General features: G+C 32.7%; 11 protein-coding genes. 10 read left to right on the forward strand and 1 reads right to left on the reverse strand.

Going from position 1 to position 13,193, the window contains the following annotated elements; all coding sequences use genetic code 11:
• Positions 1 to 2 precede the first annotated feature (2 nt).
• Positions 3 to 2,714, reverse strand: coding sequence for a reprolysin-like metallopeptidase (locus ABD715_RS04895; RefSeq protein ID WP_344786985.1), 2,712 nt, complete (start codon positions 2,712 to 2,714; stop codon positions 3 to 5).
• Positions 2,715 to 2,795: 81 nt separating this feature from the next.
• On the opposite strand from ABD715_RS04895, the gene ABD715_RS04900 reads away from it, so the two are divergent.
• From ABD715_RS04900 to ABD715_RS04945, 10 genes are all read left to right on the forward strand, one after another.
• Entirely contained in the window at positions 2,796 to 3,737 is a 942-nt protein-coding gene (locus ABD715_RS04900) for a bifunctional riboflavin kinase/FAD synthetase (protein WP_344786986.1), read from the forward strand.
• On the forward strand, positions 3,727 to 5,043 hold the full coding sequence (locus tag ABD715_RS04905) for an HTTM domain-containing protein (RefSeq protein WP_344786987.1): 1,317 nt from the start codon (positions 3,727 to 3,729) through the stop codon (positions 5,041 to 5,043). The genes ABD715_RS04900 and ABD715_RS04905 overlap by 11 nt, the downstream gene beginning before the upstream one ends.
• A gap of 45 nt (positions 5,044 to 5,088) precedes the next feature.
• A complete protein-coding gene (gene serS / locus ABD715_RS04910; protein WP_344786988.1) occupies positions 5,089 to 6,360 on the forward strand; it encodes a serine--tRNA ligase in 1,272 nt (423 codons plus the stop codon).
• A 435-nt stretch (positions 6,361 to 6,795) separates the two neighbouring features.
• The gene (locus ABD715_RS04915; RefSeq protein WP_344786989.1) at positions 6,796 to 8,571 is read left to right on the forward strand and encodes a tetratricopeptide repeat protein; all 1,776 of its coding nucleotides are present in this window, start codon (positions 6,796 to 6,798) and stop codon (positions 8,569 to 8,571) included.
• A 34-nt stretch (positions 8,572 to 8,605) separates the two neighbouring features.
• Positions 8,606 to 8,929: a DUF4286 family protein gene (locus ABD715_RS04920; RefSeq protein ID WP_344786990.1), complete on the forward strand. Its 324-nt coding sequence runs from the start codon at positions 8,606 to 8,608 to the stop codon at positions 8,927 to 8,929.
• Between the two features lie 136 nt (positions 8,930 to 9,065).
• The gene (gene rsmA, locus ABD715_RS04925) at positions 9,066 to 9,860 is read left to right on the forward strand and encodes a 16S rRNA (adenine(1518)-N(6)/adenine(1519)-N(6))-dimethyltransferase RsmA (RefSeq protein WP_344786991.1); all 795 of its coding nucleotides are present in this window, start codon (positions 9,066 to 9,068) and stop codon (positions 9,858 to 9,860) included.
• Positions 9,861 to 9,881: 21 nt separating this feature from the next.
• Entirely contained in the window at positions 9,882 to 11,252 is a 1,371-nt protein-coding gene (gene mgtE / locus ABD715_RS04930; protein ID WP_344786992.1) for a magnesium transporter, read from the forward strand.
• Positions 11,253 to 11,376: 124 nt separating this feature from the next.
• On the forward strand, positions 11,377 to 12,321 hold the full coding sequence (locus tag ABD715_RS04935) for a 2-hydroxyacid dehydrogenase (RefSeq protein ID WP_344786993.1): 945 nt from the start codon (positions 11,377 to 11,379) through the stop codon (positions 12,319 to 12,321).
• Between the two features lie 17 nt (positions 12,322 to 12,338).
• Entirely contained in the window at positions 12,339 to 12,797 is a 459-nt protein-coding gene (locus tag ABD715_RS04940; protein ID WP_344786994.1) for a DUF1801 domain-containing protein, read from the forward strand.
• Positions 12,798 to 12,806: 9 nt separating this feature from the next.
• Positions 12,807 to 13,193, forward strand: a complete 387-nt coding sequence (locus ABD715_RS04945; protein WP_344786995.1) for a VOC family protein — start codon at positions 12,807 to 12,809, stop codon at positions 13,191 to 13,193.

The raw sequence follows: 13,193 nt of genomic DNA on the forward strand, positions 1-13,193 counted from the left end.
GTTTAGTTAATTATTACTTTTTTCTTAGTATAAATAAAACCATCAGTAATTGTTAAAACATACATACCAGAAAAGGTATTATTAAGTTTTATTTCTTGTTTAAAGTTTTCTATCTCAGAGTATGTTTTATTAAATATAATACTACCTCTTACATCACTCATTATAATTTGTATAGGTAAATTAGACTCTGACGTAAAAGCAACAAAAAAGCTTCCTTCATTTGGGTTTGGGTATACTTTAACTCCAATAACCTCTTCGGTAGGCTCTTCTATATCAATATTTGTAATCTCTGCTGTTTGTGTGCAGAAATCTAAAGACCAAGAATTTAAAACACCATCGTCTCCTGTTGCTAAATCTGTTAAAGATATTTGCCAATCTCCTGCCATGTCTAAACCACTAAAAACATCTAGCGATTCTGCAGGAGCATAAATACTTCCAGCTCCCGTTGCGTTACAATTAATATTGTTAGCCCAATCTTCAAAAGATACTATAATATTCGATTCGTCAAAACAATTTCTATTCCAAAGCCTAGACGATGTACTACCATTAGGGTGCGTAATTTTAATAACTAAATCGTCTATGTAACTGTGTTGCATATCAATATTCACTTTAACTTCGCTTAAAACACCACTATCTGGTACGCTAATGGTGTGAGTAGTTTCAGTTCCATCTGTAACCGCTAAATTAAGATTTGTAGCAGACGAGAAATTTGAAGAACAAATAGTATTAACAGTATAGTTTATAGCAAAATTTTCGCTGTTAATGGCATAATAAATATTATCTACAGCCTCTATTTTTATTCTACAAAAGGGTTCAGAAATAAAAGGCACTGTAATATCTTGAGAGCCATCATTTGGAGTATTTTCGAGTAAAACGGTATCAAAAGTTAATCCGCCATCAGTAGATAATAATATATTAACAAACGATGTATTTACAGGAGCCGAATTAGTATTGGCAACATCCCATAAAATAGTTTCAGAATTTCCAGGTTTCCAATCTATATTGGCAGTATTTTGCGAGGTTACAACAAATGGTCCAGATGTGTTATCTACAGTTATTGCCATAGTATCAAAACTTGTTTGGCTATTACTCGTATCGTTTTCGGGGTTTCTATCTCTTACTGTAAGCGCCCAATTAAGCGATCTTGATATAGTAGACACAGATTCCCAAGAACTTCCAACCCCAGGGTTAGACTCTGTTAATTGTCCGTTTATAACATTTTTTATATTTGGTATAAATCTATCAGGAGATATTGATGGAGGCAACGACCTGTTTAAAGATCCTGATGCTCGAGTTGCACTAAAATTGGCACTATTTACAATACCACTATCTATTTGCTCCCAACAATAGGTTAAAACGTCGCTCGTATTATTGTCTGTTGCGCTTCCTTTTAACACATATGGTGTACCTAACGGAATTGTAAAATCTCCACCTGCGTTTGCAACTGGAGCTGCATTAGCTATTGGTGTTATTGTTTGGCATGTTTTAGTATTAACATTATCTAGTATTTGCTTAATACTATGGTAATGAAAATAAGAATCGCTATTTAATTGCACATCGTCTTGATCTGTAACTCCTGCGTATGCCATTATGGTACTACCACTTCCTGGTTCAGACTGTACATTTGTACCTTCAGAACTGTAAGACCATGTATGGTTTGCCCCCATTTGATGACCTATTTCGTGTACAACATAATTTATATCGAAGGCATCACCTTCAGGAATATCATTATCTGGCGATGTATAACCGCTTCCTTTTATATCGTCTGTACAAACACAACCTATACAACCAGCATCGCCACCGCCACCACTAGCCCCAAAAAGATGACCAATATCGTAAGCTGCATTACCTATTGTGGCTGTTAAATTATTTTGTAATTCAGAATTCCAGTTTTCAAGATTACTAGCGCTAGAGTAAGGATCTGTTCCTGCATTAGTATAAATTAACTCTGTAGCATCTACAAGCTGGAAAGTAATAGCCATATCGGTTTCAAAAATGGCATTAACCCGAGTTAAAGTAGCATTTATACCTGCCAAAGCACCAGCAACAGTACCTCCATAATAAGCGGTATATTCGCCTGTAACAGATATGGCCAATCTAAATTTTTGAAGCGTTTGGTTATTTGCTCCACCTTCGTTTATTTTTACATTATTAGACTTACTTTGAGATTTACTAAAAGCTTCAAATGTCTTACAACCAAAAGTTTTTACAGCATCTTCTTTCGATTTATCATCATATAATATATATTGATTAGATCCTCTCGAGGCTTGTTGCATAAAAGCGGTTGGCCTATCTGGATAAGACACCATAGTTTGAATACCATTTGGAGATGTACTCATTTTTAATAAGGCACCATTACCTGTTGTACTAATTCCTGTAAACGACTTTATTTGCGGGTATTTAGCCGAAAGCGTAGGCGAAAAAACAGAAGTTTCGTAAATAGAAAAAACATCAAAACCTCCATTTAAATTTGGGATTTCTATAGTTGAATTTTTATTTGATATACTTTTTGAAGTAACAGCTTGTATATTTTTAGTTAAATTTGCTGTATCTAATTCGTAAAAATGAGTTTTACTACGGTTGAGATGTAGCTGCTCTATTTTATCAGAGTTTTGAATATTATCGAGATGCTTCCAAGAAGATTTTTGCGCAAAACTAGAAAAGACAACCAAAAGCATTGCGGTTGATAAAACATAATGTAGTTTTGTTCTCATAATAAAATATTTGGGGCAATTTCATTAACAATCTAGACAAATCTAGCTTTTTTTAATTGAAATAGCAATTTTGAGATTTTTATGAGTACAGTAAAAAACATTGAAGCATATAAACCTGAAAAACAGGCTGTAATAACTATTGGAACATTTGACGGTGTACATATTGGTCATCAAAAAATAGTAACTAAATTGTTAGAAACTAGTTTGCTAAATAATTTAGCATCGGTTATTCTTACTTTTTTTCCTCACCCAAGAATGGTATTACAAAAAGATGCCAATATAAAGCTACTAAATACTATAGACGAACGCAGTAAAATTCTAGACAACTTAGGTTTAGACTATTTACTTATTAAAAAATTCTCCATAGATTTTTCGCGCCTTTCTGCCGAAGATTTTGTAAAACAAATTTTAGTAGACAAACTTAAAGCTAAAAAGGTAATTATAGGTTACGACCATAGGTTTGGCAGAAATAGAAATGCCAGTATAGACGACTTAAAAGCCTTTGGCGAAAAATATAATTTTGAGGTTGAAGAAATATCTGCGCAAGATATAAACGAAGTTGCTGTAAGCTCTACAAAAATACGTAAAGCTTTAAACGATGGAGACGTTAAAAAAGCCAATGCATTTCTGGGTTATAACTTTATGCTTACTGGCACAGTGGTTAAAGGAAAAAAACTAGGAAGACAAATAAAATTTCCTACTGCAAATATTGCTATAGAAGAAAATTATAAATTAATACCCAAACAAGGCTCGTACATCGTAAGTGCTACCATTAATAATAATTTAATTTATGGTATGATGAATATTGGTGTAAACCCAACAGTTAATGGTAATAAAGAAACCATAGAAGTTCATTTTTTTAATTTTGATGAAGATATTTATGATACTAAAATCCAAATCGATTTAATTGATAGAATTAGAGACGAACAACGCTTTGAATCTGTTGAAGCCTTAAAAATACAATTATCTAAAGACAAAAAAATGGCTTTACATTATTTAAACACTAACAACCATGATAACTAAATGGCTGTTTAAGCACACAGACAATTCTTCATTAATTGTTTTTCGCATCATTTTTGGCTTACTCTGCTTTCTAGAATCTGTTGGCGCTATACTTACAGGTTGGGTAAACACAACATTAGTATCTCCTAAATTTACCTTTAATTTTATAGGTTTAGAATGGTTACAACCTTTACCTGGTAATGGCATGTATTTTTATTATCTTATTATGGGCATATTTGCTTTGCTTGTAATGTTTGGGTATAAATACAGACTAGGCATTATTGGTTTTACTTTGCTTTGGGCAGGCACGTACTTTATGCAAAAAGCATCGTACAACAACCATTATTATTTACTTATTTTATTAAGTGCTATTATGGCTTTACAACCTGCAAACAAGTATTTTTCTATAGATGCTAAACTTAACCCAAATATTAAAAGTATATCGATGCCACAATGGTGCAAAGGTGTTTTTATACTTCAAATGTTTATTGTTTATACATATGCTTCAGTAGCAAAAATATATCCAGATTGGTTAGACACAACCGTTATGGAGATTTTAATGCGTGGTAAAAAACACTATATTATTGTTGGCGAATTACTTCAAAATAAAACACTTCATTATATATTAGCATATGGAGGCATATTATTCGATGGTTTAATTATTCCGCTTTTATTATACAAACCAACTCGAAAAGTTGCTTTTATACTATCTATTTTCTTTCATCTATTTAATTCGTTTATTTTTCAAGTAGGTATATTTCCTTATTTATCGTTAGCTTTTGCTTTGTTCTTTTTCGATCCTAAAGTAATTCACAAGTTATTTTTAAAACAAAAACCATTTTATAAAGAAGACGCGTTAATAATACCAAGCTACAAAACTCCTTTTTTAATTCTTTTTGGCATCTATTTTTTAATTCAAATAGGTTTACCACTGCGCCATAATTTTATAAAAGATAATGTATTATGGACCGAAGAAGGCCATAGACTATCGTGGCGCATGATGCTTAGAGCAAAACATGGCATAGCTACATTTAAAGTTTTTGATAAAAAGACAGAGAAAACAATTAACATAAAATTGTCTGACTATCTTACTAAAAAACAACAACGATTAGTAACAACAAAGCCAGATGTTATTTGGCAATTTGCCCAACACTTAAAACAGTCTTTTAATACCAACGGACAAGACGTATCTGTGTTTGTTAATTGCCGAGTTAAAGTTAATGGAAAACCATACAAACAACTAATAAACCCCAAGACTGACTTGGCAAATATTGAATGGCAAACTTTTAAGCATAGCGATTGGATTTTACCATCAAAACAAGACTAATATTCTTTTCAATTCATTAAATTTGACACTTAAATTTTTACACTCATGTTACAGGTTCCTTTTATAAAAGAAAACAAAGAATTAGTTATTAATAGATTAGCAAAAAGAAACGTTGATGCTACAAGCATGATAAACAACGTTATTGCTTTTGATGAAGATAGAAAACGTATTCAAACAGAATTAGATAACACACTAGCAGAGTCTAACGCGCTATCTAAAGAAATAGGAAACTTGTACAAATCTGGCGAAGCACAAAAAGCAAACCTTTTAAAAGAAAAAACGAGTCTGTTAAAAGAGACCTCTAAAAATCTTAACGAAGCTTTAAACGCTAAGGTAGACGAATTAAACCAATTGCTATATAAAATACCTAATGTACCTAACGACATTGTGCCTTCTGGTAACACAGACGAAGACAACGAGGAAACTTTTAGAGAAGGCAACATTCCTGTATTACACGATGGTGCTTTACCACACTGGGAATTAGCTAAAAAATACGACATTATAGATTTTGAGCTTGGTAATAAAATTACAGGCGCAGGATTTCCGGTTTACAAAGGTAAAGGTGCCAGATTACAACGTGCATTAATAGCTTACTTTTTAGACAAAAATACAGCTGCAGGGTATACAGAATACCAATTACCACATTTGGTAAACGAAGCCTCTGGTTTTGGCACAGGCCAATTACCAGATAAAGAAGGGCAAATGTATCATGTTACTGGAGATAATTTATATTTAATTCCTACTGCCGAGGTACCAGGAACCAACATTTTTAGAGATGTTGTACTTAACGAAAACGAATTACCTGTAACACTTACTGGCTACACACCTTGTTTTAGAAGAGAAGCAGGAAGTTACGGTGCACATGTTCGTGGTTTAAATAGGTTACACCAATTTGATAAAGTTGAAATTTTACGAGTAGAGCACCCAACAAAATCTTACGAAGCCTTAGATGGTATGGTAAACCATGTAAAAAGCATTTTACAAGAATTAAAATTACCATACAGAATTCTTAGACTTTGTGGTGGCGATTTAGGGTTTACATCTGCTTTAACTTACGATTTTGAAGTATTCTCTACAGCCCAAGACCGCTGGTTAGAGATATCTTCTGTTTCTAATTTTGAAACATTTCAAGCAAACCGTTTAAAATTACGTTTTAAAAACGCTGATGGTAAAAATGAGTTGGCACATACTTTAAACGGAAGCTCTTTAGCATTACCAAGAGTATTGGCTGGTATTTTAGAAAACTGCCAAACAGAAAAAGGTATTGTTATTCCAGAAGTTTTACAATCTTACACAGGATTTAGTATTATTGATTAACACAGAAATTACACCTACATTTTTACAAAAAAACAAAAACCATCGACGAAATACACATTTCGCATGCTGTTTAACGATTTTTATTGAATATCTTTTGATAAACCTAAGATTTTCATCAAGTTAGTAGTACCCAAACTTAATAAACCTACTATACCATGAAAAATTTTATTCGCATCGTCCTAGTTATATCTTTAGTTTTTTTTGCTAGCAAGGTTTTGTCTTCGGATTTTGAAATAACAAAATCAGAAAATAAGACAGCTGCTATTATTAATAAATAAAATGAAGAGGAGAAATTAAAATTGTCCCCGATCAATAAATTGTTGTGTTAATGCACAACGAAACAATTGTTAGTAGACATTTTTTGGTTGGTTAGTGCCCGAATATAATTCGGGCATTTTTTATATCTGTCAAAATAGCTTTTGTTATCTTTACAACATGAGATTATTAATTGTTTTATGTTTATTTATTAGTGGCCATACCTTGGCCCAAAATGACATATTAGCCAAAGATTATTTTAAAAAAGGCGAGTTCGAAAAAGCACTACACGAATATAAAAAACTATACAAACAATCGCCATCTAACCCAAATTACATAAACCCATTAATAAAAACATATCAAGAACTAGAGCAATACAATGCTGCAGAAACACTTTTGATAGAACTTTTAGAACGTATAAAATACCCACCATTTCTTGTAGAACTAGGCTATAACTACCAAATACAAAACCAATTAGAAAAAGCTAACCAACAATACAACAAAGCTATTTCGAGCCTAGACGATAATGTAAATTATGCCTTTGCAATGGCACGAAACTTTCAAAACCATTCTCTTTTAAACGAAACCATAACGGTTTACGAAAAAGCCATGGCATTAAACCCTAAACTTGATTTTACACTGCAATTAGCCCAAATTTATGGCGAGCAAGGTAACATAGAAAAAATGTTTACGAGTTATATCGATTTTGCTCAATTAAATAAAAATAATTTAAGCAGTATTAAACGTGCCATAAACGATTTTATAAGCGAAGACAGTTTAAACGAAAATAATACCATTTTCAGAAAAATATTAATACGAAAGCTTCAGCAAGAACCTAATGTTTTATGGAACGATTTATTAAGTTGGTTATTTATTCAGCAAAAAGACTATAAAAAAGCATTTATACAAGAAAAGGCTATTTTTAATAGGCAACCAGAGAGTTTACTGCGTATACAAGAATTGGCATCTATTGCTTCAAAAGAAAATGAAAATGACATTTCTAAAGAAATTTGGGAGTATATTATAGATACATCTCAAAATAAAGACACCACATTAAATGCATATTTTAATCTACTTCAGCTAGAAACAAATATAGCATTACCAGAACACTATAAAACTATTGAAGCAACCTACAACGAGTTATTCAAAAAATTTGGTTTGTTTTCTCAAACATTTAAATTGCAAATAGCCTACGCTCATTTCTTAGCTTTTTATAAAAACGAGACAGCAAAAGCAACTTCTTTTCTAGAAAAAACAATAGAACTACCCTTAACAAAATTACAACTTGCCGAGGTTAAACTAGAATTAGGAGATATTTTAGTATTACAAGAAAAATTTAATCAAGCGCTTATTTATTATACCCAAATACAACGCAACGTAAAAAACAGTACTATATCGCAAAAAGCAAGGTTTAAAGTAGCAAAAGCAAGTTATTACAAAGGTGATTTTAAATGGGCCGAATCTCAGCTTAAAATATTAAAAGCATCAACATCTCAATTAATGGCTAACGATGCCTTAGACTTAAAACTTCTTATTACAGACAACAAATACGAAGACAGCCTGCAAACCGCTTTAAAACTGTATGCAAAAGCAGATTTGTTAACCTTTCAAAATAAAACCGACAGCGCTATAACCATATTAAATACAATTTTAAAAAACCATAAAACAGAACCTATAATAGCGCAAGCTTTACTTAAACAAGCCCAGTTATTTGAAAGCAAATCTCAATTCGAAAAAGCAAAAACAAATTACGAAGCAATCATAGAAAATTATAGAGATGGTATCTTGGCAGACGATGCCTACTTTGCTTTAGCTAATATTTACCAAAAACAATTAAACCAGCCCAAAAAGGCAAAGGCGCTATACGAACAAATTATTTTTAACCATGCAGATAGTATTTATTTTGTAGAAGCTAGAAAAAAATACAGAGCCTTACGTGGAGATGCTATAAATTAACTAATCTTGCAAAAAAATAGTAACAAGTAACAAAATGTACATATACAACGTAACAGCAAACATAGAAGAATCTATTCACGACGAATGGTTAACCTGGATAAAAGAGCATATACCACAAGTATTAGCAACAGGAAAGTTTGAAAAAGCTACACTGTCTAGAGTACTGGTAGAAGAAGATATGGGAGGTGTAACATACTCGGTACAATACAGATCGTATTCTCGTGAAGCATTAGACGCTTATTACAGAGACGATGCCGATAAATTAAGAGCAGAAGGATTAAAAAAGTTTGCAGATAAAATGCTGTCTTTTAGAACAGAACTTCAAATTGTAGACGAGTACACCGTAAATTTTAAATAATTTATAAGTTTACCATAACATTAAGTACTGCTACGTTTTTTTAAACGCAGCAGTACTTAATGTCAAAAAAAGAATAAACCACACAAATCGCGTTTAAGTTTTATATCTTCGCAGTACCTTAAACTCCCAATAAATCGTGGAAAACAATTCGAACCAACATCAAGTCAAGGCTAAGAAATTTTTAGGACAACATTTTTTAAAAGATGAAAGTATTGCGCAAGACATTGCAGATGCTTTAACTTTAAAAAACTACAAGCATGTTTTAGAAATTGGCCCAGGAATGGGAGTATTAACAAAATACTTGCTAAAAAAAGATATAACAACACACGTTATAGAAATAGATACCGAATCGGTAGAGTATTTACAAGCCAACTACCTAAATTTGGCCCCAAGAATAATAGAAAAAGATTTTTTAAAATACGATTTAAACGAGGTATTTAAAGGCGATTCTTTTGCAATAATAGGTAACTTTCCATACAACATATCTACCCAAATTGTTTTTAAAACTTTAGAAATGCGCGATCAAATTCCAGAATTTTCGGGTATGTTTCAAAAAGAAGTAGCCAAGCGTATTTGCTCTAAAGAAGGCAGTAAAATTTACGGTATTTTATCTGTACTTACCCAAGCATTTTACAATGCAGAATACCTATTTACAGTACCTCCAAATGTATTTAATCCACCTCCAAGGGTAGATTCTGGAGTGCTACGTCTTATTAGAAAAGAGAACTACAGTTTACCCTGCGACGAAAAACTATTTTTTAAAGTAGTTAAAGCAGCTTTTCAACAACGAAGAAAAACAATTCGTAACAGTTTAAAAACATTCAATCTAAGCGATAGTTTAAGAGAAGATGCTATATTTGGCAAACGACCAGAACAATTAAATGTTCAGCAATTTATAGAATTAACACAGTTAATCGAAAACGATAAATAGAAATCTATAAAAACAATCAATTTGTCTGAAGAAAAAGAAAACATACAATTTGAGCTTACTCCAGGTTTGGTAAACCAGGTTGAAAACTTAATCGAATCTAGAAACGATAAAGCATTACATTTACTTTTAGACGATTTTCACTATGCAGATATTGCAGAAATTCTTGACGAGTTAAACCTCGACAAAGCTGTTTATATTATTAAGCTTTTAGACTCTGACACCACATCAGACATCTTAACAGAGCTTGACGAAGACATTCGAGAAAAAGTACTAAAAAGACTTTCTGCCAAAGAAATTGCCGAAGAAATTGAAGAGCTAGATACCGATGATGCTGCAGATATTATTGCCGAATTACCAGAATCTAGACAAGAAGAAGTAATCTCTAAAATTGAAGATCAAGACCATAAAGCCGAAATTAAAGAGTTATTGGCTTATGACGAAGATACTGCTGGCGGATTAATGGCTAAAGAACTCGTAAAAGTTTACGACACCTGGACCGTTGCTGGTTGCCTACGCAGAATTAGAGGTCAAGCCGAAGAAGTAACCCGTGTACACTCAGTTTACGTGGTAAACAAACAAGACAAACTTGTTGGACGTTTATCTTTAAAAGACCTAATTGTTGCCAAAAACGAGCAAAAAATAGCAGATATATACATATCTAATGTCGACTCTGTAAACGTTAACGAAGATGCCGAAGATGTTGCAAAAATAATGTCTAAATACGATTTAGAAGCCATTCCTGTAGTAGATGATAACCAAACACTATTAGGTAGAATTACTATTGACGATATTGTAGACGTTTTAAAAGAAGAAGCCGATAAAGACTACCAATTAGCTGCAGGTATTACCCAAGATGTCGACTCAGACGATAGTATTATCGAACTAACCCGAGCACGTTTACCATGGTTGTTTTTGGGTCTAGTAGGTGGTATTGGTGCCTTTTTAATAATGGAAGGATTTCACAATGTATTCGAAAAATACGCAGTTTTATTCTTTTTTACACCACTAATTGCAGCCATGGCAGGTAACGTAGGTGTACAATCTAGCGCCATAATAGTACAAGGTTTAGCCAACGACGATGTAAAAGGTAGTGTAAACAGTCGCCTTATAAAAGAAATGCTATTAGCGGCATTAAATGGTTTTATTCTAGCCCTTTTTCTATTTTTCTTTGTCTGGATTACAAAAGGAAGCCCAACCACAGCATTAGCCATATCTGCATCGCTAGTAATAGTTATTATTGTAGCAGGTTTAATAGGCACTTTTGTCCCTCTATTTTTAAACAAACAAGGCATAGATCCTGCCATAGCAACCGGTCCATTTATAACAACAAGCAACGATATTTTTGGAATACTTATATATTTCTGGATAGCAAAAATGATTCTAGGCATATAAGCAATTGGGCGTTACCCAAAAGGGTCGGGCTTTCGCTACTCGCTACCTCCTAACGTCGGTGAGCTTAAACATACCGCTCTATCCCTAACGCAAAACTTCGTAAATTACCATCAAATTCATTCAAATGAAAATTCTTCACCTCGATACCAATCACGAATTATTAATAAATCAATTAAACAATTTAGGCTTTATAAATCATGAAGATTATACATCGCCAAAAGAAGACATTCAAAATAAAATTCACGAATACGAAGGTTTTATAATACGCAGTCGGTTCTCTATTGACAAATCTTTTCTAGACGCTGCAAAAAAATTAAAATTTATAGGTCGTGTAGGTGCTGGTTTAGAAAACATAGATTGCGATTACGCCAAAAGTAAGGGCATAACTTTAATAGCAGCACCAGAGGGTAATAGAAACGCTGTAGGCGAACACAGTCTTGGCATGCTATTATCGCTATTTAATAAATTAAATAAAGCCGATGCTCAAGTTAGAGCAGGAAAATGGTTAAGAGAAGACAATAGAGGAATAGAGTTAGACGGAAAAACCGTAGGCTTAATAGGTTACGGTAACATGGGTAAAGCATTTGCAAAAAAGCTACGTGGTTTCGATTGCGAAGTTTTATGCTACGATTTAAAAGATAATATAGAAGACGCCAATGCCAAACAAGTAAGCCTGCAAGAATTACAAGAAAAAGCCGATGTACTAAGTTTACACACACCTCAAACAGAGCTAACCTTAAAAATGGTAAATACAACGTTTATTAACCAGTTTAAAAAACCGTTTTGGCTTATAAATACAGCTCGAGGCAAAAGTGTTGTAACTGCCAATTTGGTAACCGCCTTAAAATCTGGAAAAATATTAGGAGCTGGTTTAGATGTTTTAGAATACGAAAAAGCATCTTTCGAAACACTTTTTTCTACAAATTTACCCGAAGATTTTAAATATTTAATAGCATCAGAAAATGTTATACTTACGCCACATGTTGCTGGTTGGACAGTAGAAAGCAAAGAAAAATTAGCACAGACTATTGTAGATAAAATTAAAGCTAATTTTGTTAACTTTATATAATTCAAAATTATATAAGCATGCAATCTAAAGCAACAACACCAAAACACTATATAGACGAGTTACCCGAAAATAGAAAAGAGCCCTTTTTAAAATTAAGACGACAAATTCTAGACAACCTTCCTAAAGGCATAGAAGAAACTATAGGTTATGGCATGTTAGCTTACGTAATACCGCACCATGTGTACCCAAACGGTTACCATTGCAACCCAAAACTACCATTACCTTTTATGAATTTGGCTTCGCAAAAAAATTTTATAGCAGTTTATAGCATGGCTTTATATGCTAAAAAAGATTTAATGGATTGGTTTACTAATGCTTATGCCAAACGCTGTAAATACAAACTAGATATGGGTAAAAGTTGTATTAGATTCAAAAAAATGAATGATATTCCTTTCGACCTTATTGGAGAGTTAACAACAAAAATCTCTGCCAAAGAATGGATAGAAATCTACGAAACTACAACAAATAAAAAATAATTTTTTTCTATGAAAAAACGTGTATTAGGTATTGGCGGATTGTTTTTTAAAACCACAAACCCAAAAGCAACAAAAGACTGGTATAAAAAACACTTGGGTTTTAATACGGACGATTATGGTTGTACCTTTTGGTGGAAAGACGAAAACGGAAACAAATGCTCTACACAGTGGAGTCCTTTTCCTGAAGAAACTAAATATTTCGAACCATCAAAAAAAGAATTTATGTTTAATTACCGTGTAGAAAATCTACACGAATTACTTGCTGTTCTAAAAAAAGAAGGCGTAACTATTGTTGGAGAGATAGAAGAATTTGAATATGGCAAATTTGGTTGGATTTTAGATAATAACGGTAATAAAATTGAACTTTGGGAACCCATAGACTCTGCTTTTTTGTAA

The sequence above is a fragment of the Postechiella marina genome (genome assembly GCF_039538365.1).
In the GTDB taxonomy this organism is placed as follows: Bacteria; Bacteroidota; Bacteroidia; order Flavobacteriales; family Flavobacteriaceae; genus Postechiella; species Postechiella marina.

Coding starts and splice junctions, on each gene's coding strand:
- ABD715_RS04895 (WP_344786985.1), bottom strand. CDS start 2,714: ATGAGAACAAAACTACATTATGTTTTATCAACCGCAATGCTTTTGGTT.
- ABD715_RS04900 (WP_344786986.1), top strand. CDS start 2,796: ATGAGTACAGTAAAAAACATTGAAGCATATAAACCTGAAAAACAGGCT.
- ABD715_RS04905 (WP_344786987.1), top strand. CDS start 3,727: ATGATAACTAAATGGCTGTTTAAGCACACAGACAATTCTTCATTAATT.
- serS (WP_344786988.1), top strand. CDS start 5,089: ATGTTACAGGTTCCTTTTATAAAAGAAAACAAAGAATTAGTTATTAAT.
- ABD715_RS04915 (WP_344786989.1), top strand. CDS start 6,796: ATGAGATTATTAATTGTTTTATGTTTATTTATTAGTGGCCATACCTTG.
- ABD715_RS04920 (WP_344786990.1), top strand. CDS start 8,606: ATGTACATATACAACGTAACAGCAAACATAGAAGAATCTATTCACGAC.
- ABD715_RS04935 (WP_344786993.1), top strand. CDS start 11,377: ATGAAAATTCTTCACCTCGATACCAATCACGAATTATTAATAAATCAA.
- ABD715_RS04940 (WP_344786994.1), top strand. CDS start 12,339: ATGCAATCTAAAGCAACAACACCAAAACACTATATAGACGAGTTACCC.
- ABD715_RS04945 (WP_344786995.1), top strand. CDS start 12,807: ATGAAAAAACGTGTATTAGGTATTGGCGGATTGTTTTTTAAAACCACA.